Source organism: Lysinibacillus sp. CD3-6 (assembly GCF_006351725.2).
GTDB lineage: Bacteria > Bacillota > Bacilli > Bacillales_A > Planococcaceae > Lysinibacillus.
This window is the reverse complement of sequence record NZ_CP085880.1, coordinates 3343864-3369508: the sequence shown is the minus strand read 5'-3', so window position 1 is coordinate 3369508 and position 25645 is coordinate 3343864. Positions and strand designations below refer to the sequence as shown.

Here is a 25645-nt window from a genome sequence, read left to right as displayed (position 1 = left end):
ATTGTTTGTAGCACCCGTGCTACTACAACCGCTCTGGGAAGGTTTAAGCATCTTTGGATCACCTTCATAAACAGGCGAGTCTGAGTCTAAGAGGAGGTGCAGTAAAATGTACGCAATTATTGAAACTGGTGGTAAACAAATCAAAGTAGAAGCTGGTCAAGAAATCTATGTTGAGAAATTAGGCGTAGAAGCTGACGAGGTTGTAACTTTCGATAAAGTTCTATTCGTAGGTGGCGAAAACGTTAAAGTTGGAGCTCCATTCGTAGAAGGCGCTACAGTAACAGCTAAAGCTGTGAAAGAAGGCCGTCAAAAGAAAATCGTTGTTTTCAAATTGAAAGCTAAAAAGAACTACCGTCGTAAACAAGGTCACCGTCAACCTTATACAAAATTAGTTGTTGAATCAATCAATGCTTAATTGTGAGGTGTAACATTTGATAAAAGTTACGATACATCATGATGAAAACAGACATGTGTCTGCATTTGAATTTTCAGGACATGCTGAGTACGACGAATCTGGAAAAGATTTAGTATGTGCAGGTGCATCTACCATTGCCATCGGTACGGTGAATGCGATTTATGCATTACTACAATTGCAACCAGAAGTTGAACAAGCAGCTGAAGGTGGAGGTTATCTTAAGGTAAATTTACCGACAGATTTAGAGCCTGAAATTGATACAAAACTACAATTAATTGTCCAAGTAATGACTGCTCAAGTGTATTCTATGGTGCAAAATTACGGACAATATATCCAAATCAACTACAACCAAGTAGGAGGTGGAACAGAATGAAATTGTTATTAGCATTAGACCTTCAACTTTTCGCATCGAAAAAAGGGGTAGGTTCTACAAAAAACGGACGTGACTCTGAGTCTAAACGTCTTGGCGCTAAACGTGCTGATGGCCAATTTGTAACTGGTGGTTCTATTCTTTACCGTCAACGCGGTACAAAAATTTACCCAGGTACAAACGTAGGTCGTGGTGGCGATGATACACTATTTGCTAAAGTTGATGGCGTTGTTAAATTCGAACGCTTAGGTCGCGATCGCAAACAAGTATCTGTATACCCAGCTACACAAGAAGCTTAATTTTAATAAAGTAGACATAAAGCGGAGGACTGCATTTATTGCAGTCCTTTTTTTGGCTAAATTTCAATGAAGAATTAAGGGAAAAATACATCAAAACTTGTTATACTAGTTAAGATAACTTTATTGGAGTGAATGGGATGAACAATCAATCACTAACCATTAGTGAGGTATTACGTTTTGCAAATCATGATTATGTGAATCAACTTCAACTTATTCGCATGAATTTAGATTTAGGTAGAATTGATGAATCAAAAGAACTTATTCAACATTATTCGGAACAGCTACGAGTATTGTCTATCATGAATCGTCTACAATTACCACAAACAATGGAGTGGCTACAAACAGCAGGATGGCGTTATCCATCTTTACCGCTGGAGCTTAATGGTGAGATCAAAAAACCAGTCACTAATAATATTGACAAGGATGTTGTAGAGTATTTAAACAAAACAGTTATGCATGTTTATGATACATTAGATCCATTTACGGAGCAGAGCTTAGCGCTTGATGTACGTGTTGACGATCATACATTTGTTTTGGCGTTTACGCTAAATGGACTGTGGAGTGCAGACGCATTCACCGAAAAAGGTTTGAAACAATTCGACATTCAAACAATTGTGCAGACAAATACGTGCTGGCAATATGTGTTGAGTGCAAATAGGGAGTGAAATAAATGTTTGTCGATCACGTAAAGATATATGTTAAAGGTGGCGATGGCGGCGATGGAATGGTAGCCTTTCGCCGTGAAAAATATGTACCAAATGGTGGGCCAGCTGGTGGAGATGGCGGTCACGGAGGTAACGTAGTATTTGAAGTAGAAGAAGGCTTACGTACGTTAATGGATTTCCGTTATAAACGTCACTTCAAAGCAGAACGTGGTGAACACGGGATGAGTAAAGGGATGCACGGAAAACGCGCTGAAGATTTAATTGTTAAAGTGCCACCAGGTACAGTTGTGATGAATGAGGAAACAGGAGAAGTCATCGCAGATTTAGTTGAGCATGGCCAACAAGCGATTATCGCGAAATCAGGTCGTGGTGGACGCGGAAATTCTCGCTTTGCAACACCTGCCAATCCTGCGCCTGAGCTTTCTGAAAAAGGCGAGCCAGGACAAGAATTAAATGTTATATTAGAGTTAAAAGTATTAGCAGATGTTGGCTTAGTTGGTTTCCCAAGTGTAGGTAAATCCACACTATTATCAGTTGTTTCTGCAGCAAAACCAAAGATTGGCGCTTATCATTTTACGACAATCGTGCCGAATTTAGGAATGATTGAAACAGATGATCACCGAAGCTTTGCAATGGCAGATTTACCAGGGCTAATTGAAGGCGCGCATGAAGGCGTAGGGTTAGGACACCAATTTTTACGTCATATCGAACGTACACGTGTCATTGTGCATGTTATCGATATGTCAGGTATGGAAGGCCGTGACCCGTACGAAGATTATTTAACAATTAACGAGGAGTTAAAGCAATATAATTTGCGTTTAACAGAGCGTCCTCAAATTATTGTAGCAAATAAAATGGATATGCCAGAAGCAGAAGAGAACTTAGTGGAATTCCGCAAAAAAGTTGGAGAAGATGTGCAAATCTTCCCGATCTCAGCAGTTTCACGCCAAGGCTTAAAAGAATTATTATTTGCTATAGCAGATTTACTTGAAGTAACGCCTGAGTTCCCACTATTTGAAGAAGTAGAGGAACAATCAGATGCAACAGTAATGTACAAGCATCAATCGCAAGGCGAAGATTTCGAGATTACTCGTGATGATGACGGTGCATTTATCATTAGTGGCTACTCGATTGAACGTCTATTTAAAATGACAGACTTTAGTCGTGAAGATGGTATTCGACGTTTCGCACGCCAATTGCGCGGTATGGGTGTGGATGAGGCATTGCGTGAGCGTGGTGCTCAAAATGGTGATACCGTTCGTCTACAAGAGTTCGAATTCGAATTTATAGATTAAGACAGGAGTTTTAGGGGGAAGCGTATGAAGAATGTTGCGAATCAGCGATATTATTTAGTTCGTGAAGATGTATTAACGGATGCTATGCAAAAAACATTGGAGGCAAAGCAATTACTTTCAAGTGGTTCGGTATCCTCCATCTGGGATGCGGTAAAGCAAGTGGATTTATCGCGCAGTGCGTTTTACAAATATCGTGATGCTGTATTTCCTTTTCACTCAATTGTACAGGAGCGCATTTTAACCGTCTTTTTACAGCTTCAAGATCGAAAAGGAACGTTAGCCAAATTGTTAGAAACTGTGACCAATTCACATTGTAATGTACTGACAATCCATCAAACTATACCAATTCAAGGACGTGCGAATGTAACATTGTCATTAGATGTGACGAGTATGACTTCTGAACTTGATGACTTAATACAGCAGCTAAAACGTTTAGATTTTGTTGAATCTGCAGAGGTAATAAGTTCTGGTGCATTGTAAGGGGCTATTAAAAAAGGCCCCTTTGCCTTTTATTAGTTAATGCTGGTAGATGTTGATACAAAATTTCGCTCCCTTTCCGCATGCGATGAGCAAGCCTCTCTGAAGCTGAAAAATAGCTTCTGTGAGGTTTCGCTAAAGTCGCGATCCTGCAGAAATACTGCGAAATTTTTTAAAATACCCGAGCATAGTGTATAAAACTGCATTAAGCTATAAGCAATAGTGTTGAACCTGCTAGCAAAAGCAGTATCTACTATCACAATTACTCATTTTAGAGGGAGGCTGTATTACATAGCCTTTTCTTTTTATAAAGAGTTTTCCAAACATTATAAATGTTTCATATACTAAGAATTAAAGAAGGAGGTCATTTCGATGACAGAGCGACAGTGGGAGAAACGAATTGCATATTTAGGACCTGAAGCATCATTTACATACTTAGCGACAAAATCTATCTTCCCAACTGATTTGCTTGTCCCGTGTACAACGATACCTGAATGTATTGAGGCAGTAGCAGAGGGCAAGGTTGATTTAGCGGTTGTACCATTAGAAAATGCTTTAGAAGGCTCAGTACCATTGACGCTCGATTATTTATTCCATGAGGCAACGCTTTATGTAACAGGTGAGCTACAATTGAAAATTCAACAACATTTAATGGTTAATAAGGCGCAAAAGAATAATTGGGAATCCATCAAAGGGGTATATTCACATCCGCATGCTTTAGCGCAATGTCATAAATATTTATTTTATCGCTTTAGTGATGTGCCGTTACATCAAACAACATCAACAGCTGCTGCAGCTAAATTTGTATCAGAAAATCCTGATGATTGCATTGCAGCAGTAGGTAATGCAGCCGCTGCTGCAAAATACGGACTAGAAATCGTGCAAGATAATATTCATGATTTTCATTTTAATCATACTCGTTTCTTTGTGTTATCTAAGCAAAATAAACGATTACCCCAGGAATTATCAGATGGGCAAGCTAAAACAACATTTATGATTACGTTACCGACAGATCGATCAGGGGCATTACACCAAGTTCTTTCCGTTTTTGCGTGGCGACAATTGAATTTAAGTAAAATTGAATCACGCCCATTAAAAACAGGTCTTGGTGATTATTTCTTTATGATTGATGTTTTAGCTGATGAAAAAGAACCAATGATGCGAGGTGCTATGGAGGAGCTAGCGGCACTTGGCTGCAAAGTGAAATCGCTTGGTACATACTTTACGTATTTAACATCAGACGAAGGCTAAAAGATTTAGGGGGTGCGAAAATGGGTGGTATTATATTGTTCGATGGTATTTGTAATTTCTGTAATAGCAGTGTACAATTTATTATTAAACGCGATCAAGCTGCGTTTTTCAAGTTTGCCTCTATTCAAAGTGAAGTTGGGCAAGCACTACTTGCACAATACAATGTCCCTGCAAATATAGATAGTGTAATTTACATTGAACAAGGTACTATTTATTTTGAATCAACAGCAGCACTTAAAATTTGTCGCCGTTTAGATGGCTTATGGCCAGCGTGCTACGCGTTTATTGTGATACCTCAATGTATAAGAAATACGGCATATAAATTATTTGCCAAAAACCGTTATTACCTTTTCGGTCAAAAGGAAGCATGCCTATTACCAACACCTTCACAACGACAACGTTTTCTTTAAATATGGTGTCAGGCACTCAAACAATTTTGAAAATTTTATTACTGTCCAAGTAAAAATCCACGGAAGCCAGTCGGGACCACACACTGTAAGACGCAACAAGCCACGCATATCATAAGCGAGGGTTGCGGCTTACATCGTGCCCGCCGAATGCTAAGTGGATTTTTATGTTATAGAAAGTGATATATCCTATCCATCATCATTGTTTATTGATCTGAGACAAGGTATCCCTTCTTTTGCAAGGATTGCTCAATTAAATCTAAAATATCAACAGAAGGTGCTGTAATAACATGAAGATGAGTGCCACCTGTAAGCGCAGATAAATAGTTTGCCTGAGTGTCATTTACACGTTGTACGAATTTTTCAACTTCATGACGATTCGAGACCATAATCGAAGCGGTAAGCTCTCCGTAAATCGGATGCTCTACAATGACATTTTTAACCGTTCCACCACAATCTACAATTGTTAACAATTCGTCTTTGGCATCTTTGGGTGTGTGGAAACATGGGATTGTCCGTTCAACAGTTTGACTGAGCTGCTCTTGGTGCATATAAATATAACCTTGGCTTGTTGCAATAATAGGTTCATTTCTAGCCTTTAATAATGTCATATCATTTACGATGACTTGTCTAGAAACATTTGCAAATTTAGCGAAGTCTGTCCCAGTTATCGGTGTGTTGCTTTTTTTTAACAGTTCTAAAAGTTGCAGTCGGCGTTCCTCGCCTAACATTTTTTTCATAAAAGATCACCTCTGCCATGTAATAAAGGAATAGTTATTCCTTAAGCATTAGTGTACCATGAAGCATTTCCACCATGCGTAATTTTTTGTATCCAAATGAAACATTGAACATATGATACGTAGAGAGGAAGGGAGGAAAAAATTGCGTATTCATATTGTTCAAAAGGGAGATACATTGTGGAAGATTGCGAAAGAGTACGGTATTTCGTTTGAGGATTTAAAACGACTCAATGCTCATCTTGCCAACCCTGATTATATTGTTCCGGGCATGGAAATTATTTTGCCTGAAAAAATAAACATGGAACCACATAAAGGAACACATAAGGAAACACAAAAAGAAACACATAAGGAAACACAAATGCATAAAGAGATGCCAACTCAAACAAAGCCTAAGGAAAGTGTTAAAAAAGAGGTGCAAAGACCGATGCCAGTGCCACCACCTATTGTTATTCAACCACCAGCACCGATGCCTATGCCAGAACCACAGATGATTCCAATACCGTTTCCAATGCCAATGCCGATGCCACAACAACAGCAACCGATGTGGGTGCCTCAGCCAGTAGAACTTAGCTGGAATCAACAATTAGTAATGCCGCAAGTGCAACAACCAGCACCCCCACCACCACCAGTAGCACAACCAGCACCGCCGCCACCACCACCGCCAGCACCAGCACCAGCACCACCGCCAGTTCATATGGTACCACATATGCCAATGGTACCTCATTGTTCTAGCTGCCATCAGCCAATGCATCATCAAATGTGGTGGCATATGCCAATGCATCCACAAATAGATGCATATGCAATGCCACAGCAACAAATGCCATATGCTATGCCGCAACAGCCAATGCCAACATATGTAGAAGGTGCGAATTTCTTAGAATCGAGCTCATCACCATTCTTTAATGAGCCACAAATGCAGCCTCAATTTGAGCAGATGCCAATGATGCCGATGGGTCAAACTTGTGGTTGTGGCGCACAACATGGAATGGGTCAAACTTGCGGATGTGGCGCACAGCACGGAATGGGTCAAACTTGCGGATGCGGTGCACAACATGGAATGGGCCAATCCTGTGGATGTGGTTCACAACCAGTAATGATGCCGAATTGGCAATATGACCATGGTCACTGCCCACCGCCATGCCCGCCACCATGTCCTTCAACTGGACCATGGGTTTCACCGAACTTTTTCCCAGGCGGGATGACGCCTTATCGATGGTAAAAAAGCGTACATTGTTGAGGAAGTAAAGCCGAATATTTGGAAGTATAAATATCGATCCAATCATTATTTTGTGAAACGAGCAAAGCAGTTAGAAATAGCAGATAAGGTGAGGGTCATTCATCGCCAACTTGGGCGAATAGAGCCCTCCCTCGTCCTGCCTTTAGTAAAAAGTGATGATGAGCAACTTATCGTTCAAATGTGGCAAGAGGGAAGCCACAGTGCGAATTTCGCACATAAAAAAGATAGAGAACAATCTTTAAAGCTATTAAATACGTTACATGATACAAATCAAAAAATTGCGTGGCAACGAGTGCCAGGTCTGTATACCTTCTCACAGCTATTAAAATGGCAAATGCGTCATATCCGTTTTAAAAGTAGACGAAATGAATTCAGAACATTTTTAACGAGAGAAGAAGTGGATCAAATCATTCATTTTAGTGAAAAGGCTTTGCAGTTAATGGAACAAGAAAATGTGCCAGAAAAAGATCTTACGTTGCTACATGGTGATGTTGTACATCATAATTTCTTATGGTGTTCAGATGGAGAATTACGTTTAATCGATTTTGATCTTGCTCATCTTGGTGAAGCCGATGATGAATATATATTATGGCTGCATCGTGTATTGCCAGCAGTAGATTATAATATTGATAGTATTTTAAACGAATTACCAGACCTTCAACGATTAGATATGAGAAAGTTACATCGTTTAAAGTTTCCAAATGAGTTATTGAGAGAGTGGCTTTTTGCTGTAGATTTGCCATTAGAACAACAGCTAGTATTTTTAGATTATTTAATACCGTTTACGAAGCGAGCCCTAACATACTGGCCAAAACTGTGGTACGATATTGATAGAGTGATGAAGAAATGACCGTCCCCGAGGCGGTCATTTTTGCATGTGAACGGTACTATCGCCATTTATATAGTCGAGCATTCGTTCGCTATATGCTATAATCGAAGACGATGAATGTGAGGGATTTTACATGTATGATTATTTAAAAGGACAAGTAGTGCGTATTACGCCTGAGTATATTGTGCTTGAGCAACAAGGGATTGGCTGGCAGTTGAATACACCTAATCCATTTGCATTTCGTGCGTCCGCTGTCGAACAACAAATTTATGTACATCTACATGTTCGAGAAGATGCACAAATGCTATATGGCTTTCCGAATTTAGATCAACGAGAGCTGTTCCGTAAATTAATTTTAGTATCAGGCATTGGACCAAAAGGTGCGCTTGCGATTTTAGCGACTGGCAACCCACAACAAGTCATCAGTGCCATCGAACGAGAAGACGAAGCATTTTTAGTGAAATTTCCTGGTGTGGGCAAAAAGACAGCACGCCAAATGATTCTAGATTTAAAAGGCAAACTTGGTTCATTAATGGACTCAATTGAGTTGCCTAGCACTGAGGATGAATTACCGTTATTTGGCGTTAATCCGTATAAGCATGAACTCGAAGAAGCCATTCTAGCATTAATGGCGCTTGGCTATTCGGAAAAAGAACTTGATAAAATCCGACCGCTTCTCGAAGATAATGACAAGCTGGAAACAACAGATGCCTATATGAAACAGGCATTACAGCTTCTACTAAAATTAAAATAATGAAAGGGGGGCACGTACATGTCAGAGCGCATGATAGCAAGTGAAGCAGGCAGTTATGATGAACAATTTGAATTATCTTTAAGACCGCAACGATTAGCTCAATATATTGGGCAGCATAAGGTTAAAGAGAACTTACAAATTTTCATTGAAGCGGCGAAGCTTCGGCAGGAAAGTTTGGATCATGTACTATTATATGGTCCTCCTGGATTGGGAAAGACGACATTAGCCGCGATTATTGCAAATGAAATGAATGTTAATGTTCGTATGACGAGTGGTCCTGCCATTGAACGTCCAGGAGATTTAGCCGCGATTTTAAGCTCACTGGAACCAGGAGATGTTTTATTTATTGATGAAATTCATCGTCTTCCTCGTGCCATTGAAGAGGTACTATATCCTGCAATGGAGGACTTTTGTTTAGACATCGTTGTTGGAAAAGGCCCTGAAGCACGTTCTGTCCGTCTAGATTTGCCACCCTTTACACTTGTGGGAGCAACTACAAGAGCGGGGGCGTTGTCAGCGCCACTCCGAGATCGATTCGGTGTCTTGCTTCGTCTTGAATTTTACGATGATATATCACTAGCTGAAATTGTAGTTAGGAGCGCACATTTATTTGACGTCAATATAGAACAAATAGCCGCAGGTGAAATGGCAAGGCGCTCTCGTGGTACACCTCGTATCGCAAACCGTTTACTTAAACGAGTGCGAGATTATGCACAAGTGCTTGGAGATGGTATGATAACGGAGGACCTTGCCAAGCAAGCGCTAGAACTTTTACAGGTTGACCCTAGAGGGCTTGACCATATTGACCATAAACTTGTGACCAATATGATTGAGCGCTTCCGTGGTGGCCCAGTAGGCTTAGATACACTTGCTGCCTCCATAGGTGAAGAACGAGTGACGATAGAAGATGTGTACGAGCCTTATTTAATGCAAATAGGCTTTATTCAACGTACACCGCGTGGACGTGTTGCAACGCATCTTGCTTACGAACATTTTGGATATGATTATCCACAACAATCATAAAAGAAGGAAGTTTTTTTAATGCGTGTAGAAGATTTTGATTTTGAATTACCAGAGGAGCTCATCGCACAAACGCCACTTGTCGATCGTACGGCAAGTCGTTTAATGGTCGTGACACCAGGCTCAGAAAAAGTTGAGCATCAGCATTTTGCTCATATATTAGAGGAGCTTCATGCTGGAGACTGTCTTGTTTTAAATGATACAAGAGTATTACCAGCACGTTTAATGGGTGTGAAAGAGGAAACTGGCGCACATATCGAAGTATTGCTATTAAAGCAAACAGCAGGTACTGATGAATGGGAAACACTTGTAAAGCCAGCAAAGCGTGTTAAAGTGGGGACAGTTGTAACATTTGGAGACGGTTTACTAACGGCTACTTGTACAGCTGAACTAGATCATGGTGGCCGCATGTTTGTATTTAAATACGACGGTATTTTTTATGAAATTTTAGAGCAACTTGGAGAAATGCCATTGCCTCCTTATATTCGCGAAAAACTAGATGACAGTGAACGTTATCAAACTGTATATGCGAAAGAGCGTGGCTCGGCAGCAGCCCCAACAGCAGGTCTTCATTTTACGCAGGAACTATTAGAACAAGTTCGTGCAAAAGGTGTGGAAATTGTTTTTATAACGCTACATGTTGGTCTTGGCACATTCCGTCCAGTGAGTGTGGACTCTATAGAAAATCATGAAATGCATGCTGAATTTTATAGTGTAACAGAAGAAGCAGCTGCTACAATCAACCGAGTGAAAGCAAATGGTGGTAATGTGATAGCTGTTGGTACGACATCTACTCGTACGCTCGAAACAATCGGCTCTAAGTATGGAGAAGTACGTGCAGAGCAAGGTTGGACATCTATTTTTATTTATCCAGGCTATAAATTTACGGTAGTAGATGGGTTAATTACAAACTTCCATTTACCGAAATCGACATTAGTAATGCTCGTTAGTACACTTGCGACAAAGGATACGATTTTAAGCGCATATAATCAAGCGGTAGAAGAAAAATATCGCTTCTTTAGCTTTGGAGACGCAATGTTTATACGTCCGAGTACAATTCGTAAATAATGTTTTATAAACATTTAGGCAGTTGAATGTTAACATGGATTCTTCTATGAGAAGAATCAAAAAATCGGAGTACTGTTTTTACTTTAGATAAGAGAGGATTTATTATTTTATGACACAACCAGCAATTCGGTATGAACTACTTCATACATGTAAGCAAACAGGAGCACGACTAGGTATTGTGCACACACCACATGGCTCTTTTGAAACACCAGCATTTATGCCTGTGGGGACTCAAGCGACGGTTAAAACGATGTCTCCTGAGGAATTAAAAGAAATGAATGCGGGCATTATTCTTTCAAATACGTACCATTTATGGCTTCGTCCAGGTAATGATATTGTCAAAGAAGCAGGTGGCTTGCATAAATTTATGAACTGGGATCGCCCAATTTTAACGGATTCAGGTGGCTTCCAAGTGTTTTCATTGAGCCAATTCCGTAAAATTGAAGAAGAAGGTGTCCATTTCCGTAATCATTTAAATGGAGATAAGCTGTTTTTAAGTCCAGAAAAGGCAATGGAAATTCAAAATGATTTAGGTTCAGATATCATGATGGCATTTGATGAATGTCCACCTTACCCAGCGACATATGACTATATGCTGAAATCAGTAGATAGAACGACACGTTGGGCAAAGCGATGCAAGGAAGCGCATGCTCGTCCAGAAGATCAAGGCTTATTCGGTATTATTCAAGGTGGGGAATTCGAGGAATTACGTCGTCGCTCTGCGGAAGCGCTAGTAGAGCTTGATTTTCCTGGTTATGCAATAGGAGGCTTATCAGTGGGCGAACCTAAAGATGTGATGAACCGAGTGTTAGAGTTTACGACACCGTTAATGCCAACTAATAAGCCACGTTATTTAATGGGAGTTGGATCTCCAGATTCTCTTATTGACGGCGCTATTCGAGGAATTGATATGTTTGACTGTGTACTACCAACTCGAATTGCACGTAATGGAACATTAATGACGTCTGAAGGCCGTTTAGTCGTGAAAAATGCAAAATATGCACGTGATTTCGGTCCAATCGATCCAAACTGTGATTGCTACACATGTAAAAACTATTCTCGCGCATATGTGCGTCATTTAATTCGTACAGAAGAGACATTCGGTATTCGTTTAACTTCTTACCATAACTTACATTTTTTACTGAAGCTTATGGAGCAAGTGCGTGATGCTATTCGTGAGGATCGCCTAGGAGATTTCCGTGAAGAATTTTTCGAGAAGTATGGTTTTAATGGGCCGAATGCTAAAAACTTCTAATACTGGAATGTAACTTAGCGAAAATTTACCTAATATAGAAAAACTATTATTAATATAGAAAAATTTTGGGCTTGTTCATCGCTTTTTTAGGGTGAAATAGTCTATACTAAAAAAGTGAGATTTGGAAAGGGGGCTAGCAATTTGAATATGGAATCAATATTAGGTTTTGCACCGATCATTCTAATGTTCGTGGCAATGTGGTTCATTTTAATCCGTCCTGCTAAAAAGAGACAGCAAGAAACACAAAATATGCAAAGTAGCTTACAGCGCGGCGATAAAATTATTACAATCGGTGGCTTGCATGGTGTTATCGACTCAATTGAGGACACAGCTGTCACTTTAGTTATCGCTGATAATGTTCGCGTTAAATTTGACCGTCAAGCAATTGGACGTGTCGTAAATGACCAAGTATAATGTTATAAGGCGTTGTCCCAAATAATTTTTGGACAACGCCTTTGTAATTTTTCAAGCTATGTCGAAATGTGTATTTTTGACACAGCTTTTTTTGTATAAAAAGTAACTGATACGGTCACCTTGATATAGATGGGGGTGTCTGTATGGAAGAATATTTAACAATAATTTTTAGAACATGCTTTTTATATGTGTTTATACTTATCGTTTTCCGTTTAATGGGTAAACGTGAAGTCGGTGAATTATCTGTTATCGACTTAGTCGTGTTCGTATTAATTGCGGAAGTTGCTGCCTTTGCACTTGATGATTACGATAACCCGTTATTTAATGCTATATTACCGATTATTATTTTGCTCTTTATTCAAATATTGAGTGCTTATTTATCGTTAAAAAATAAAAAAATACGTGATTTAGTTGACGGTGAACCAGCATTGCTCGTAAAGGATGGGATTATCCAAGAAAGCGAAATGAGGAAACAGCGCTATAATTTGGATGATCTATGTCAACAAATACGAGAAAATGGCATCGCTTCTGTTACGGAAATTGCTTTTGCTTACTTAGAGCCTTCTGGCAACCTTTCTGTTTATAAAAAGGATGAGAAGGCATTTATCTATCCACTTATCATTGATGGAGATATTCAAGATAGGCATTTAAAGATTATTCATAAAGATGAAGAATGGTTAATGACTGAGTTAGCTAAAAATAATATTCTGGATAGTAGTACGGTGTTCTTCTGTATATGGGAAGACGAGCGACTTCATATTCAATTAAAGGAATTTTAAACCTTCTTGGCTAATTTACGTATATAGTGGAAATCTGTAAAGCGTAATTGATTGGTCATTAATAATAGCGTAAATAATAAAAATAATGTAACACAGCTACTTAAAAGCAATGGTAGTGGCATAATTTGCATGAAGAAATATTGGGCAATACAAACCATAATAAAACAACTATAAGGTACAACAAACATACGGAAGCCTGCGCGTAAATTTTTACGTTGTCTTACCGTAGCAATATGCAAGAATGATGTTAGCAAAACACCAAAGCCAATTGCTACAACAGCACCTTTTTCTTGTATCCCAGGTTGAGAGGCCAGTACAAACATAACGAATAGTTTGCCGAGGCCTCCGTATATCGAATTCATCATCGCGGCACGCGCTTCACCAACCGCTTGTAAAATCGAATGTAATGGACTTTGAATATAATAAAAATAAAAAATTGGTGCTAAAATTTTCACATAGCCTCTATTTTCTTCTAAGTGAAATAATTTCATGGCTAAGTCATCACCGTGAACGAAAAAATACGTAGCAGCGAAGCAACCGACCAATGAAGATAAGCGCAAGGAAACAGAAATACGTTCCTGTAAAAGAGCGTTATGTTGCCGAGCGACTGCATCACTCACTGCCGGAATAAGGACAATGGATAGTGCTGTGGATACAAAGGCTGGGAATAATAGCAAGGGCACTAAAACACCTGAAATAACCCCATATAATATAGTCGCAGCAGAAGCTGTCAAGCCTGCCATTGTTAATGCCTTTAAAAAGATAATAGGCTCTAAAAACCACGTGAAAGAGCCAAATAGCTTACTGCCTGCTGAGGGTACGGCAACCCGCAACATAGGTGAAGCAGGATAGGATTCCACTTTGCTTTTTCTTGGCAATAATTTTTTCTTTGAAACGGTATAGTGCAACCATAAATACAAGAAAGCAACTACTTCTGCTAAAAGCGTAATACCCATTGCAGAAGCTGCAGTTATTGCTGCATTATTATAAGCAGCAACAAGTGGTAACATGAAGGTAATAAACCCGATTCGAACAATTTGTTCAAGCATTTGAGCCCAAGCAGTTGGTGTAATTTTAGCTACACCCTGTAAGTAGGCGCGGAGTAAACCTGAACCAACCGAAACAGGTACAGCGAAGAGTGCAATCCAAAGTGTAATCGTTGTTTGTTCATTATGTAACAGCGTAGTAGAGATATAAGGTATTGTCAGTGCAACGAGTGGCATAAAAACAATCATACCAATAAATGACCAAATGATTGCCGTACGCATTACGCCAAAAATGCTTTCGCGTTTATTTTTTGCTAGTAATTCAGCTACAATTTTTGCTACAGCGATAGGTAGTCCAAGTTGAATGAGTGAGATGAAGAAAATAAATGCAGGATAGGCGGTCATATAAATGCCGACTGCCTCTTCACCAGCGATACGCATAAACTGCATTCTATAAAAGAAGCCAAAGAGTTTAGATAAGAAAATCACAAACATTAAAAATAGTGTACCTCTTACAAAAGAACTCATGCCATCCGTCCCTTCTCAAGCCACAAAAATTCATTTACACTATTTGTATGCAAACACTTCTTACGATACAACTTTGATTGGAGATGATTCAAAATGAGTATGCAACATGCACAACTATTTGAAAAAATTCGTCCGGCAATTGATAGTAAGATTGCAGAATTTAAGTATTATAATTATGATGCAATTACAGCAGAGGAATTATGGCGTTTTTGCGTAGAAAAAAAATGGCGAAAAAAAAATGTAGAGCAATTACGTTTATATGAAATTATTGCTACTATTTTTGCAGTATCACCGTCCGATATTGTATCATTCAACCAAGTAGAATTTTTACAAAGTTCTGATTGGTTTGCAGAAATAAACACAGATGAACTAAAATCATTGCTTGGTCCATTAAAAACACAAGAAGAATATGTCGGTTCTGTAAAAGATTAATAAGAATACTACAGTGTTGAATTGACACCAAGCGCAACGTGTTTCATAATGAGTGTGTTGCGCTTTTTTACTTTGTACAAGCCATATCGAAAAAAAGGCTGTAAAAAGTTGTAAGGAATTTGATTTCCCTACATACATGTTCCGCTTACTATTCATAATGAAATGGAAGACGCATCTTCTATTAGTACGGGATTTGCGCGTTATTGAACGATTGAAATAAGTAAAGCAAAGCAACCCTTTTGAAGCACGAGCTACAATTATTCTAAGGAAAAGGAGGAATATACGTTTCAAAAGGTATTGCTAGTATACTTGTTTGCAGTGTAAGGGATGCCCTTGCACTAATTCGAGGAGGATTTATAGATGAAATTAAGAAGTCGAATTGTTGCATTCGTGCTACTTTTGGTGCTATTTGCAGCTTCCATGAGTACGACTGTAGAAGGCGTCTTAAAGGACATTAAGCTTGGTCTTGATTTACAAGGCGGGTTTGAGGTACTTTATGAGGTCAATGAATTAAAAGAAGGACAAAAAATCACACCTGAGGTTGTAACCGCAACGGCAACAGCTCTTAGTAACCGTGTCAATGCAATTGGGGTAAGTGAACCAAGCATTCAGGTTGAAGACAAAAACCGTATTCGTGTGCAATTAGCGGGGGTTGAAGACCAAGAATCTGCTCGTAAAATGTTATCTACTTCTGCGAATTTAACATTCCGCGATGTCGATGATAATTTACTTTTAGATGGTGATGATTTAAAGGCTGATGGTGCGTCAGCTTCCTTCGACCAACAAAACCGTCCAATTGTTTCGCTAACATTAAAAGATGCGAAAAAATTTGCGGATATTACGAGTAAAATTGCTGCCAAACCACAAGGCCAAAATTTACTTGTTGTATGGTTAGACTTTGAAGAAGGTGTTGATTCTTATAAAACAGAATCGCAAAAATCGAAACCTCGTTATGCATCTGCAGCAACAGTAAGTCAAACGTTAAATACAACAGATGTCATGATTAGTGGTAGCTTTACAGTTGACGAAACAAAAAATTTAGCGGGTATTTTAAATGCAGGGGCACTTCCTGTGAAACTTGATGAGATTTACTCTACATCAGTTGGCGCACAATTTGGTGACCAAGCATTAAAAAGCACAATATTTGCAGGTATTGTGGGCGTAGTAGTTATTTTCCTATTTATGCTATTCTACTACCGTTTACCAGGCTTTATTTCGATTATTACACTTGCGATATTCACATTCCTAGTTCTTGTTGTGTTCGATTGGATTAATGCCGTGTTAACATTGCCAGGTATTGCAGCGATCGTGCTCGGAATAGGGATGGCAGTAGATGCGAATATCCTAGCAGCAGAACGTATTCGGGAAGAGCTACGTGTTGGTTATTCAGTAAAACAAGCATTCCAGATTGGTTCGAAACAATCGTTATCAGCGATTGTCGATGCGCAACTAACAACATTATTAGCAGCAGCCGTGCTATTCTACTTCGGGACAAGCTCTGTTAAAGGATTTGCAACAACATTAATCATTAGTATTTTACTAAGCTTCCTAACAGCTGTTTGGGGTTCTCGTGTGCTACTAGGGTTACTCGTAAACAGCGGTTACTTCAATAATCCAGCATGGTTTGGTATACCAAAATCTAAACAACATAGCTTGGATGAAAAAATCGGTACATTAGATTTATCAACGAAATTTGATCGTTTTGACTTTGTACACAACCGTAAAAAATTCTATACAATCTCTTTAGCTATTTTTGTTGCAGGGATTGTTGTGCTTGGCATTTTCCGCTTAAATCTTGGGATTGACTTCTCAAGTGGTACGCGAGCGCAAATAGAAGCGGATCAAACCTTAACGAAAGAAGAAGTTTCAAACTATGTGTCTAGCATCGGTTTCCCATCTGATGATATTGTGCTTTCAGGTGAGAAAAATAAAATGGCGGTTATCCGTTATAAAGATGACTTATCACAAAGTGAAATTTTAAAATTCAAAAAGGTAGTAGGCGAGAAATATGGCCATGAGCCTGGGGTAAGTACCGTATCTCCAACTATTGGTAAAGAGCTCGTGAAAAATGCGATTAAAGCATTAGCACTTGCTGCACTTGGAATCATTATTTATGTAGCGATTCGATTTGAATGGCGTATGGGTATTGGCGCGATTGTATCGCTTCTGCATGACGTATTCCTAATTATTGCTGTCTTTAGTTTTATGCGCTTAGAAGTGGACATTACGTTTATTGCAGCCGTACTGACAATTGTTGGTTACTCCATAAACGATACCATTGTTACATTTGACCGCATGCGAGAAAACTTAGAGCGATATGATACAATTCAAGACCGAGAAGTCCTAGCGAACATTGTTAATAAATCGTTACGTCAAACGATGGGACGTTCAGTAAATACGGTATTAACTGTAATTATCGTAGTAGTGTCGCTCCTTATTTTCGGTGCACCGTCAATTGAAACGTTCTCAATTGCGTTATTAATTGGTTTAATTACAGGTATGTATTCTTCAATCTGTATTGCAGCCCAAATCTGGTACTCACTAAAAGTGCGTGAGATGAAAAAATCAGATGGTCAATTACGCAAAAAAGAGAAAAAACAATGGGGAACTGACGAACCTACTGTTTAATAAATAGTTAAAAGAGCCATTCTCAACTGAGGTTGAGATGGCTCTTTTTGTATGGTTAGGATTAGTGTTTTACAAATAACTTAATTATTGAGAATTTTTGTTGAAAATTTTATTGTTTCTAATAATAACCTTTTATTGTGTTAATGATAGATTGTTTCATGTCTTATTAGCCCTGTATATTGTGAGTATTTGTAAAAATATACCTCTTCTTTATATCTTTTATATAGTAAGGGAAACTGTTCGTGTGGTTTTGTATATCTGATGTGCTTATAATATACACTGCCTCTTTCAGAAGAGACTGAAGAAAAAATGGCAGTTGCTATAGAAGCTAGAACACCTACTATTACATTTTTTGTAAGTATTGCTACGAGGATACCTATTAGTGCAGCTTTAGTTAAGCCAAATACATTAATTTGTCCATAATCTGTAAATTCATAAACCCATGATGTACCAAATCCAGCACCTTGATCAACTGATAAAGGTGTTGGATTATTGTTTTGCAAGTGAATAGATTGATGGTTATTGATTGATGTATGCTCATTTTCAATTTCAGCAAATTTTTTTAAAGAATTTACTATTTCATCTGAAAGTTTTTCACCGTTTAAAAACATTTCATTTTTTTAGTATCGTAGACAATGTTTTCAGTTGTGTTTCCGTCGTCTACAATCACCGTTTTTATGCCGTTATCAGTATTTATTGTTACGAAGAAACTTTCTTTTGTTGCAGAGTCAGTTAAAATAAATCTTTTATTATTTGATGATACTTCTGCATTAGCTGAGGGGAGATTGAGAGTAAATATTACTAGTAGTATTAAAGCTGTAAGGTTTAGAAATTTTTTCATGATTATACGCCTTTCTTTAAAAGACTATAAATATGATATATAAATTATATATAGAAAAGGAAAATAAATTAAACTAACAAGTGATTTTATAGGAGGGAAATTTAATGAAATTACTGAAAATTGTATTGAGTTTGTTTATTGTGCTGGTTGGTTCTTTCTTTTTAAATATTACAGTAAAAGATGAATTACTTAAAAATATTGTATTGAATTTTTTAGGAGTTATATTTTTGTTCGTTGGTTTATTTTATCTACTTAAAATAATGAAAGTCCCTAACAAATGTGAAAAGAAATAAGCAACTTTGTCATCTTTTAATCAGAATTGGTTGACAATTATTATAGGGTGGCATAGAATAAGGCTAACTTTTCGTTCGGATACGGCAGAAGGTCTTGGGAGCGAGATTAGCCTAGAACAGATGAGCAGAGCATAGACGAGAATAGCTGAGAAATTGTTGAATAAGAGTAGTAGCATAAGTGTGCAATATAGAGAGTCAGTGGCTGGTGAAAACTGATTTGTAGCTTATGTGAATGGACTTATGAGAGTTGCTATGCAAATAGCAAACGGATTCCCCACGTTATCGGGGGTGCTTCATCTTTAAACAGTTAACTACACAACTGTTTATTAGACATATGCTTATAAATCTTTCGCACAAAAAACACTGCGATAGATTTTATTTGCTATAGGTAAAAATGATGCACATAAGTGAGAGCTATCTAGCTCTAATATGAGGTGGCAACGCGGTCATGATCGTCCTCTGTAATTAGGAAAATTCCTTTTTGCAGAGGGCTTTTTTTGTTTTGTTTTATGCTTTTGCTAAATCGAGAAACGTTAAATGAATGTTAAAAAGGAGTTTAGTCGATATGCAAACAACCAGTTCAAGAACGAAGATGAAGAAAATAAATGGGGATTCGTTAACACCAATATTAATATTTAGACGCTTGCAAGGTAAATTTAAATTTTTGCTAGAAAGTTCCGCTCAGCATGAAGGGGCAGGACGTTATTCATTCATAGGTGCCAATCCTCGAAAAACATATAAAGGTATAGGCGATGAAATTACGGAATACTCCTATAAAACTGGAAAAACATATACACATAAAGGCGACCTTTTCGTATTGCTAAAGCGCTTGATGCCTCGTATTTCGAATACGACTGAATTTCCATTTTCAGGTGGTGCAATAGGTTATATTGGCAGCGGTGCTATAAACAACGTAGCAAAAAATCAAGAAATTATTGAGCAACCAACTGTACATTTTCATGTTTATGAAACAATCGTTGTATTTGACCATCTAACAGATGAGGTTACATTGATTCATACAAACATCGATGCAGAAAATAAAGAGCCGAATTTAGAGGAATTGGCTCAGCAGTTATTAACTGGTAAAGAAGCTGTAGATACTACATGGGGCTATCAAGCACTAAAGACGTTATCGGATACACAATTTCATACATTTGTTAGCAAGTTAACGGAGTCGTTAAGCGAGGAGCATACACGTGTTATGCTTTCTAAACACTTTTTAGCCACTATACAGGGAGATGCCTTTGCATTATATCGTCAATTACGAAAGAAAAATCCTGCACCTTATATGTATTGTGTAACATTTGAGGATCATATTGTGATGGGAACATCGCCTGAAAGTTTGGTTAGAGTAAAAGGTGAACGCGTTATTGCAACACCGACGGAAGGCACTTATGCACGAGGTACAACCAACTTAGAAGATTTAGAAAATGAACGCAAGTTGTACGAAAATGCTGAAATGAGGAAATCACATGCCGTTCTTGTTACGGCGATGCAACAAGAACTTTCAACAGTTTGTTTCCGAGATTCTATACGAGTGATTGATGCGATGAGAATTGGGCGATCGAAGCAGGCACTGCATATGACATCATATGTCGAAGGGCAACTTTTACCGATGTTACATGCAATAGATGTATTAGCTGCAACGATACCACCATTTACATCTACTGTTATGCCAGAACAACTAACCGAGAGCCATTTATCAAAAACAACGCAAACGGCTGGTGTTTTCGGTGGGGCTATCGGATTTATCGGATTTAATGGGCATTTAGATTTTGCATTAACAGGTAAGTCAATTGTTGTTGAAAATGAAACAATGCATATGCAATCCACTGTTACAGTTACAAAATATTCAAATGTGAAAAATGTACTTGAACAAGTAACAGCGGAAGAACAGTTGTTTTTACAACATTTGAAAAATGAAGGTGGGGCAAAATGATGGAAATGATACAAAGAAAGGTTCAGCAGCGACAGCATTTAATGTATGAAGAAATGATAGAAGCTGCAAAATGGATGTTTCAACAAGATACGCCGAAAGAAGAAATAGCTGACTTTTTAGTAAGCTTATCCGCAAAGGGCGAAACCGCACATGAAGTGGCGGCATTGGCCATGATAATGCGTTCATTTGCACTTGAAGTACCAGCTAAAGCAGGTGTCTATATGGATAACTGTGGTACAGGTGGAGATGGTTTAAATACATTCAATATTAGTACGGCTTCAGCCTTTGTATTGGCAGGAGCAGGTGTCAAAATGGCGAAGCACGGTAATCGCAAAGTTTCATCTTCATCGGGTAGTGCTGATGTGTTAGAAGCGCTAGGTATTCATACAAATATTTCTATTGCGCAAACGGTAGAGCTATTAGAAAAAGAAGGGATAGCCTTTTTATATGCTCCCAATGTACATCCAAAATTGAAGCGTATCGGAGAGGTACGTCGTGCCTTAGGAAAGCCAACTATTTTTAATCTTGTCGGTCCACTGACAAATCCAGTCCCATTATCTACACAATTTACTGGTATTAATCGCCCAAACTTTGTAATGGAATATGCCTCTGTTTTACAAATGCTTGGACGAGAGCGAGCGATAGTTGTTTCTGGTCCAATGGGTTTAGATGAAGCTTCACTTGCTGGTCAAAATACATTTGTTTTAGTCGATAAGGGAGATTTAATCCCGTTTACTTTAACAGCAGAAGATGTAGGACTACACTATGCTCCTTTAGAAGCGATACGTGGAGGCAATGCTAACGACAATGCAGCTATAATGCGCAAATTGCTAGCAGGAGAACAAAGTGCTTATTTTGATACGGTATTGTTAAATGTGGGAATTGGTTTATTTGGTCATGGGATAGCACAAACCGTTAAAGAAGGTGTAGAAATCGCTAAAGATAGTATCTTTAGTGGACGCGCATTGCAAAAATTAGAAGCTGTTGTCGCTTATAGTGAGAAAATTAAAGAGGTGGAGATAGGGCTATGAATATATTAACTAAAATTATAGAACAGAAAAAAATAGAAGTAGCCAACTTACTTACACAGCCAGATCCACTAGCCAATTTTACTGACATAAAGCGTAACACACTTTTTGCAACGTTAAGTTCTGCTGATACTTTGAAAGTCATTGCAGAAATGAAACGAGCATCTCCGTCAAAGGGGCTTATTGCACAAGGTGCTGATCCTGTTAAACAGGCAAAAATTTATGCAAAAGCAGGGGCAGCGGCGATTTCTGTCTTAACGGACAAAGCATTTTTTCAAGGTTCATTTGAAGATTTGGCGGCGGTTGCGAAGGCTGTGCAAACACCATTACTTTGTAAAGATTTTATGATTGATCGTGTGCAAATTCGATTTGCCAAGGCTGCTGGTGCATCTGTGATTTTACTAATCGTTGCGGCCCTTGATGATGTAACGTTACAAGATTTATTTAGCTTTGCAACAAGCTTGGGACTAGAAGTATTAGTAGAAGTTCACGATGTGGAAGAGCTTGAACGGGCACTAACTTTAGGGGCAAAGTTAATTGGTGTCAATAATCGAGATTTACGAACATTTGAAGTAGATTTAGCACGTACGCAAGAAATTGCAGAAGCTTTTCCTTTTGAAGAGCAACGAGTGCTTATTAGTGAAAGTGGCATTTGGAGCAATGCAGATGCTAAAAAGGTAGCGGCTATGGGCGCAAGTGCTGTACTTGTAGGAGAATCCTTAATGCGTAGTGGTGATGCAGGTAGTGCACTTCGACATTTACAAGTAAATAAAGCGGGGGCATCAGTATGACGAAGGTGAAAATTTGTGGATTGAAAGAAATACAGCATGTGAAAGCGGCTGTGCAAGCAGGAGCAGATGCCATCGGGTTTGTCTTTGCTCCAAGTAAACGTCAAGTAACCATTGCACAGGCGCAACAATTGGCTAAGCATGTACCAAAAGGCGTTATGAAAATAGGAGTTTTTGTAAATCCAACGCCTGAGGAATTACAAAAAGCAGTTTTAGGCGTGCCATTGGATTATGTGCAGTATCATGGTGATGAAACGCCTGATTTTATAGCTCAGCAAGGCTATCCTTCGATTAAGGCACTGTCTATCCATGGTGCTGAGGATGTGCAGGCGGCGACCAACTATGATGTTGACTATTATTTATTTGATGCTCCTGGCACGGAATATAAAGGCGGAAGTGGTCATACGTTTGATTGGACATTACTCGAGGCAGCTGGCATCCAACGTGACAAGCTAATACTAGCAGGCGGCTTAAAGGTAGAAAATATTCAGGAGGCATTGTCATTAGTATCACCTTCTATGGTAGATATTTCAAGCGGTGTGGAGACAGAGGGTAGCAAAGATACGAAAAAAATAGAAGCATTTTTACAAGCAGTAAAGAGGGGGAGAGCATTATGACAAATTCAATCGCAAATAGCGTACCAACGAAGGAAGGGCGCTACGGGAAATTTGGCGGACAGTATGTTCCTGAAACATTAATGACAGCATTAATAGAATTGGAAGCATCTTTTGATGAGGCAATGGCAGATCCCACATTCACAAATGAGCTAGCTTATTATTTACAGGAATACGTCGGACGTGAGACACCACTATACTATGCTGAAAATTTAACAAATGAGCTGGCGGGAGCCAAAATCTATTTAAAGCGTGAAGATTTAAATCATACAGGTGCTCATAAGATTAATAATGCAATTGGGCAAGCGCTTCTTGCTAAGCGAATGGGTAAAAAGAAAATAGTGGCGGAAACGGGCGCGGGACAACATGGTGTAGCGACAGCGACAGCTTGTGCATTATTAAATCTGGAATGTGTTGTTTTTATGGGTGCAGAAGATATAAAACGACAACAATTAAATGTTTTTCGTATGGAGCTACTTGGCACAAAGGTAGAGTCTGTTGAAACGGGTTCGAAAACGCTGAAAGATGCTGTTAATGCTGCCCTTCGCTACTGGGTGACGAATGTCGAAGATACACATTATATTTTAGGCTCTGCACTAGGGCCTCATCCTTTCCCAAAAATTGTGCGTGATTTCCAGCGGATTATTGGTGTGGAAACAAGAGCACAAGTCCTTGCAAAAGAAGGGCGATTGCCAGATGCCGTTGTCGCTTGTATCGGCGGAGGTAGTAACGCAATTGGCATGTTCCATCCATTTGTCGATGATGCATCAGTAGCGTTATACGGTGTAGAAGCTGCTGGAAGTGGCATTGAGACAGGAAAGCACGCTGCTGCCATTGCAGGCGGGCAGTTAGGTGTTCTTCACGGAGCATACATGTATTTGCTGCAAGATGACAATGGCTTTGTACAGGAGGCCCATTCCATTTCAGCAGGTCTTGATTATCCTGGCAAGGGGCCAGAGCATTGCTATTTGTATGATATCGGACGCGCAAAGTTTGATTCTATTACAGACGATGAGGCACTTGAAGGTCTTCAATTATTAAGTCGCACAGAGGGAATTTTACCAGCTCTGGAAAGTGCACATGCTATAGCGTATACAGCAAAACTAGCAAAAGAGATGAATGCTGAAGACATTATTGTTGTTTGTTTATCAGGTCGTGGTGATAAGGATGTACATACTGTTCGTGCAGTACTTGGAGGTGATGAAAAATGACAACTTTACAGCAGGCAGTTGAACAAGTGAACAACGCTGGTAATAAAGCATTTGTGCCCTATATTATGGCGGGAGATGGTGGACTTGCGACGTTAAAGCCGACGATTTTGTCCTTGCAAAACATGGGGGTAACAGCCATTGAAGTTGGTATTCCTTTTACGGATCCAGTTGCTGATGGACCAACGATAGAGCAAGCAGGAGAACGGGCTTTAGCGGAAGGTGTAACATTGCGCAAAGTGCTAGAAGCGCTCGCTTCATTCCGTCAACAGATAACCGTTCCATTAGTCGTTATGACATATTTTAATCCAGTTTTAGCCTATGGTTTAGAGCAATTTGCCATTGCTTGTGTGGCAGGAGGGGTTAAAGGAATAATCGTACCTGATGTACCATTAGAAGAAAGTGAAATACTACGTCAAACTTTAAATCCCCACGGGGTTGATGTAGTGCAACTTGTATCGCTAACAAGCCCGCCAGATCGAATTGCTCGTATAGCAACAGCTAGTCAAGGCTTCGTTTATGCTGTTACGGTAAACGGTATTACTGGAGCACGCGCGAGCTTTGCAGATGATTTAGAAGGCCATTTCGCACGTTTGCGCAATATGAGTCCCATTCCTGTGTTAGCTGGCTTCGGTATTTCTACGCCACAGCAAGTAGTGAGCATGAGTGCCCTTGGTGATGGTGTCATTGTAGGCAGTACAATAGTGGCGGCTTTACATGAAGGAAATGTTGCGAAAGTCGAAGCATTAGTCGCTGCTTCAAAAGGAACGTTTGAGACTGAAATTGTTTGAGTGCCTGACACTTCGCTTGCACACTTGTAAGCTGCAACAATCGCTTGCGGGGCGGTCTGTTCCAGTGCAATCGTCGCCGTCGTCCGCACTAATTAACTGAAATTGTTTGAGTGCCTGACACATTTCAATCCGAAGTCTACTCTTTTTTAGAGTAGGCTTTTTTACATGCTGACCTTCAATGGCTACATGTTAGTCATAATAGAAAATCTATGCAAGGATAAAACTAGTAAGCTAGTGGATAGTGCGAACAAGCTAGATTTTCGGTATAATAGCCTTCGTGAGGAAGTGAGAAAT

The 25645-nt window shown here is 39.1% G+C and carries 28 protein-coding genes and 2 other annotated features; of the genes, 25 read left to right on the top strand and 3 right to left on the bottom strand.

What is annotated here, in order from left to right:
- Positions 1-16 precede the first annotated feature (16 nt).
- Positions 17-92, top strand: a sequence feature (ribosomal protein L21 leader region).
- Between the two features lie 14 nt (positions 93-106).
- The 8 genes from rplU (at position 107) to FH508_RS16725 (ending at position 5182) form a co-directional block, all read left to right on the top strand.
- On the top strand, positions 107-415 hold the full coding sequence (gene rplU, locus FH508_RS16760; protein WP_010860053.1) for a 50S ribosomal protein L21: 309 nt from the start codon (positions 107-109) through the stop codon (positions 413-415).
- A gap of 16 nt (positions 416-431) precedes the next feature.
- Entirely contained in the window at positions 432-788 is a 357-nt protein-coding gene (locus tag FH508_RS16755) for a ribosomal-processing cysteine protease Prp (protein WP_172772207.1), read from the top strand.
- A complete protein-coding gene (rpmA, locus tag FH508_RS16750; protein WP_024363181.1) occupies positions 785-1084 on the top strand; it encodes a 50S ribosomal protein L27 in 300 nt (99 codons plus the stop codon). Before FH508_RS16755 ends, rpmA begins: the two co-directional genes overlap by 4 nt.
- Before the next feature lie 137 nt (positions 1085-1221).
- Positions 1222-1749 carry a Spo0B domain-containing protein gene (locus FH508_RS16745; protein ID WP_172772206.1) on the top strand — a complete coding sequence of 176 codons (528 nt, stop codon included), beginning with the start codon at positions 1222-1224 and terminating at the stop codon, positions 1747-1749.
- A gap of 5 nt (positions 1750-1754) precedes the next feature.
- Positions 1755-3044: a GTPase ObgE gene (obgE, locus tag FH508_RS16740; protein ID WP_172772205.1), complete on the top strand. Its 1290-nt coding sequence runs from the start codon at positions 1755-1757 to the stop codon at positions 3042-3044.
- Between the two features lie 24 nt (positions 3045-3068).
- Positions 3069-3524 carry an ACT domain-containing protein gene (locus FH508_RS16735; RefSeq protein ID WP_172772204.1) on the top strand — a complete coding sequence of 152 codons (456 nt, stop codon included), beginning with the start codon at positions 3069-3071 and terminating at the stop codon, positions 3522-3524.
- Between the two features lie 369 nt (positions 3525-3893).
- Positions 3894-4772: a prephenate dehydratase gene (pheA, locus tag FH508_RS16730; RefSeq protein WP_172772203.1), complete on the top strand. Its 879-nt coding sequence runs from the start codon at positions 3894-3896 to the stop codon at positions 4770-4772.
- A gap of 20 nt (positions 4773-4792) precedes the next feature.
- Positions 4793-5182 (top strand): thiol-disulfide oxidoreductase DCC family protein, encoded by a 390-nt coding sequence (locus FH508_RS16725; RefSeq protein WP_172772202.1) that lies wholly within the window; start codon positions 4793-4795, stop codon positions 5180-5182.
- 203 nt (positions 5183-5385) lie between these two features.
- Here the strand turns inward: FH508_RS16725 and FH508_RS16720 are convergent, their stop codons facing one another.
- The gene (locus FH508_RS16720; RefSeq protein WP_172772201.1) at positions 5386-5919 is read right to left on the bottom strand and encodes a transcription repressor NadR; all 534 of its coding nucleotides are present in this window, start codon (positions 5917-5919) and stop codon (positions 5386-5388) included.
- Positions 5920-6061: 142 nt separating this feature from the next.
- Between FH508_RS16720 and FH508_RS16715 the strand changes: the two genes are divergently transcribed.
- From FH508_RS16715 to FH508_RS16680, 8 genes are all read left to right on the top strand, one after another.
- Positions 6062-7138, top strand: a complete 1077-nt coding sequence (locus FH508_RS16715) for a LysM peptidoglycan-binding domain-containing protein (RefSeq protein ID WP_172772200.1) — start codon at positions 6062-6064, stop codon at positions 7136-7138.
- A gap of 70 nt (positions 7139-7208) precedes the next feature.
- Positions 7209-8006 carry a phosphotransferase gene (locus FH508_RS16710; protein WP_172772199.1) on the top strand — a complete coding sequence of 266 codons (798 nt, stop codon included), beginning with the start codon at positions 7209-7211 and terminating at the stop codon, positions 8004-8006.
- Positions 8007-8118: 112 nt separating this feature from the next.
- Positions 8119-8739 (top strand): Holliday junction branch migration protein RuvA, encoded by a 621-nt coding sequence (ruvA, locus tag FH508_RS16705; RefSeq protein ID WP_139860358.1) that lies wholly within the window; start codon positions 8119-8121, stop codon positions 8737-8739.
- A gap of 18 nt (positions 8740-8757) precedes the next feature.
- Complete coding sequence (gene ruvB, locus FH508_RS16700; protein WP_139860360.1) at positions 8758-9762, top strand: Holliday junction branch migration DNA helicase RuvB; 1005 nt, start codon at positions 8758-8760, stop codon at positions 9760-9762.
- Between the two features lie 18 nt (positions 9763-9780).
- Complete coding sequence (gene queA, locus FH508_RS16695; RefSeq protein ID WP_139860362.1) at positions 9781-10827, top strand: tRNA preQ1(34) S-adenosylmethionine ribosyltransferase-isomerase QueA; 1047 nt, start codon at positions 9781-9783, stop codon at positions 10825-10827.
- A gap of 109 nt (positions 10828-10936) precedes the next feature.
- Positions 10937-12082 (top strand): tRNA guanosine(34) transglycosylase Tgt, encoded by a 1146-nt coding sequence (tgt, locus tag FH508_RS16690; protein ID WP_172772198.1) that lies wholly within the window; start codon positions 10937-10939, stop codon positions 12080-12082.
- 147 nt (positions 12083-12229) lie between these two features.
- On the top strand, positions 12230-12496 hold the full coding sequence (yajC, locus tag FH508_RS16685; protein ID WP_173477661.1) for a preprotein translocase subunit YajC: 267 nt from the start codon (positions 12230-12232) through the stop codon (positions 12494-12496).
- Between the two features lie 143 nt (positions 12497-12639).
- Entirely contained in the window at positions 12640-13275 is a 636-nt protein-coding gene (locus FH508_RS16680; protein WP_172772197.1) for a DUF421 domain-containing protein, read from the top strand.
- Here FH508_RS16680 and FH508_RS16675 read toward each other — a convergent pair.
- A complete protein-coding gene (locus FH508_RS16675; RefSeq protein WP_172772196.1) occupies positions 13272-14789 on the bottom strand; it encodes a putative polysaccharide biosynthesis protein in 1518 nt (505 codons plus the stop codon). The two genes, FH508_RS16680 and FH508_RS16675, sit on opposite strands and share 4 nt — an antisense overlap.
- A 93-nt stretch (positions 14790-14882) precedes the next feature.
- On the opposite strand from FH508_RS16675, the gene FH508_RS16670 reads away from it, so the two are divergent.
- Both FH508_RS16670 and secDF read left to right on the top strand, forming a co-directional pair.
- Positions 14883-15221 carry a post-transcriptional regulator gene (locus FH508_RS16670; protein WP_172772195.1) on the top strand — a complete coding sequence of 113 codons (339 nt, stop codon included), beginning with the start codon at positions 14883-14885 and terminating at the stop codon, positions 15219-15221.
- A 360-nt stretch (positions 15222-15581) separates the two neighbouring features.
- On the top strand, positions 15582-17849 hold the full coding sequence (secDF, locus tag FH508_RS16665) for a protein translocase subunit SecDF (protein ID WP_172772194.1): 2268 nt from the start codon (positions 15582-15584) through the stop codon (positions 17847-17849).
- 140 nt (positions 17850-17989) lie between these two features.
- Here the strand turns inward: secDF and FH508_RS16660 are convergent, their stop codons facing one another.
- On the bottom strand, positions 17990-18460 hold the full coding sequence (locus tag FH508_RS16660) for a hypothetical protein (RefSeq protein WP_172772193.1): 471 nt from the start codon (positions 18458-18460) through the stop codon (positions 17990-17992).
- Between the two features lie 334 nt (positions 18461-18794).
- On the opposite strand from FH508_RS16660, the gene FH508_RS16655 reads away from it, so the two are divergent.
- The 7 genes from FH508_RS16655 (at position 18795) to trpA (ending at position 25351) form a co-directional block, all read left to right on the top strand.
- Entirely contained in the window at positions 18795-18983 is a 189-nt protein-coding gene (locus tag FH508_RS16655) for a hypothetical protein (protein WP_172772191.1), read from the top strand.
- Between the two features lie 147 nt (positions 18984-19130).
- Positions 19131-19446: a binding site (T-box leader), on the top strand.
- Positions 19447-19548: 102 nt separating this feature from the next.
- Positions 19549-20922: a chorismate-binding protein gene (locus FH508_RS16650; RefSeq protein ID WP_172772190.1), complete on the top strand. Its 1374-nt coding sequence runs from the start codon at positions 19549-19551 to the stop codon at positions 20920-20922.
- A complete protein-coding gene (gene trpD, locus FH508_RS16645) occupies positions 20922-21953 on the top strand; it encodes an anthranilate phosphoribosyltransferase (RefSeq protein WP_173477660.1) in 1032 nt (343 codons plus the stop codon). The genes FH508_RS16650 and trpD overlap by 1 nt, the downstream gene beginning before the upstream one ends.
- Positions 21950-22741, top strand: a complete 792-nt coding sequence (trpC, locus tag FH508_RS16640; protein WP_172772189.1) for an indole-3-glycerol phosphate synthase TrpC — start codon at positions 21950-21952, stop codon at positions 22739-22741. Before trpD ends, trpC begins: the two co-directional genes overlap by 4 nt.
- Positions 22738-23355: a phosphoribosylanthranilate isomerase gene (locus FH508_RS16635; protein ID WP_172772188.1), complete on the top strand. Its 618-nt coding sequence runs from the start codon at positions 22738-22740 to the stop codon at positions 23353-23355. The genes trpC and FH508_RS16635 overlap by 4 nt, the downstream gene beginning before the upstream one ends.
- Positions 23352-24563 carry a tryptophan synthase subunit beta gene (gene trpB / locus FH508_RS16630; RefSeq protein ID WP_172772187.1) on the top strand — a complete coding sequence of 404 codons (1212 nt, stop codon included), beginning with the start codon at positions 23352-23354 and terminating at the stop codon, positions 24561-24563. The genes FH508_RS16635 and trpB overlap by 4 nt, the downstream gene beginning before the upstream one ends.
- Entirely contained in the window at positions 24560-25351 is a 792-nt protein-coding gene (gene trpA / locus FH508_RS16625) for a tryptophan synthase subunit alpha (RefSeq protein ID WP_172772186.1), read from the top strand. The genes trpB and trpA overlap by 4 nt, the downstream gene beginning before the upstream one ends.
- Positions 25352-25645 lie beyond the last annotated feature (294 nt).

Bases quoted from the DNA above. Each gene is read 5' to 3' on its own strand.
- rplU (WP_010860053.1), top strand. From the start codon at position 107: ATGTACGCAATTATTGAAACTGGTGGTAAACAAATCAAAGTAGAAGCT.
- rpmA (WP_024363181.1), top strand. From the start codon at position 785: ATGAAATTGTTATTAGCATTAGACCTTCAACTTTTCGCATCGAAAAAA.
- FH508_RS16745 (WP_172772206.1), top strand. From the start codon at position 1,222: ATGAACAATCAATCACTAACCATTAGTGAGGTATTACGTTTTGCAAAT.
- obgE (WP_172772205.1), top strand. From the start codon at position 1,755: ATGTTTGTCGATCACGTAAAGATATATGTTAAAGGTGGCGATGGCGGC.
- FH508_RS16735 (WP_172772204.1), top strand. From the start codon at position 3,069: ATGAAGAATGTTGCGAATCAGCGATATTATTTAGTTCGTGAAGATGTA.
- pheA (WP_172772203.1), top strand. From the start codon at position 3,894: ATGACAGAGCGACAGTGGGAGAAACGAATTGCATATTTAGGACCTGAA.
- FH508_RS16725 (WP_172772202.1), top strand. From the start codon at position 4,793: ATGGGTGGTATTATATTGTTCGATGGTATTTGTAATTTCTGTAATAGC.
- FH508_RS16720 (WP_172772201.1), bottom strand. From the start codon at position 5,919: ATGAAAAAAATGTTAGGCGAGGAACGCCGACTGCAACTTTTAGAACTG.
- ruvA (WP_139860358.1), top strand. From the start codon at position 8,119: ATGTATGATTATTTAAAAGGACAAGTAGTGCGTATTACGCCTGAGTAT.
- ruvB (WP_139860360.1), top strand. From the start codon at position 8,758: ATGTCAGAGCGCATGATAGCAAGTGAAGCAGGCAGTTATGATGAACAA.
- queA (WP_139860362.1), top strand. From the start codon at position 9,781: ATGCGTGTAGAAGATTTTGATTTTGAATTACCAGAGGAGCTCATCGCA.
- tgt (WP_172772198.1), top strand. From the start codon at position 10,937: ATGACACAACCAGCAATTCGGTATGAACTACTTCATACATGTAAGCAA.
- yajC (WP_173477661.1), top strand. From the start codon at position 12,230: ATGGAATCAATATTAGGTTTTGCACCGATCATTCTAATGTTCGTGGCA.
- FH508_RS16680 (WP_172772197.1), top strand. From the start codon at position 12,640: ATGGAAGAATATTTAACAATAATTTTTAGAACATGCTTTTTATATGTG.
- FH508_RS16675 (WP_172772196.1), bottom strand. From the start codon at position 14,789: ATGAGTTCTTTTGTAAGAGGTACACTATTTTTAATGTTTGTGATTTTC.
- FH508_RS16670 (WP_172772195.1), top strand. From the start codon at position 14,883: ATGAGTATGCAACATGCACAACTATTTGAAAAAATTCGTCCGGCAATT.
- secDF (WP_172772194.1), top strand. From the start codon at position 15,582: ATGAAATTAAGAAGTCGAATTGTTGCATTCGTGCTACTTTTGGTGCTA.
- FH508_RS16660 (WP_172772193.1), bottom strand. From the start codon at position 18,460: ATGTTTTTAAACGGTGAAAAACTTTCAGATGAAATAGTAAATTCTTTA.
- FH508_RS16655 (WP_172772191.1), top strand. From the start codon at position 18,795: ATGAAATTACTGAAAATTGTATTGAGTTTGTTTATTGTGCTGGTTGGT.
- FH508_RS16650 (WP_172772190.1), top strand. From the start codon at position 19,549: ATGCAAACAACCAGTTCAAGAACGAAGATGAAGAAAATAAATGGGGAT.
- trpD (WP_173477660.1), top strand. From the start codon at position 20,922: ATGGAAATGATACAAAGAAAGGTTCAGCAGCGACAGCATTTAATGTAT.
- trpC (WP_172772189.1), top strand. From the start codon at position 21,950: ATGAATATATTAACTAAAATTATAGAACAGAAAAAAATAGAAGTAGCC.
- FH508_RS16635 (WP_172772188.1), top strand. From the start codon at position 22,738: ATGACGAAGGTGAAAATTTGTGGATTGAAAGAAATACAGCATGTGAAA.
- trpB (WP_172772187.1), top strand. From the start codon at position 23,352: ATGACAAATTCAATCGCAAATAGCGTACCAACGAAGGAAGGGCGCTAC.
- trpA (WP_172772186.1), top strand. From the start codon at position 24,560: ATGACAACTTTACAGCAGGCAGTTGAACAAGTGAACAACGCTGGTAAT.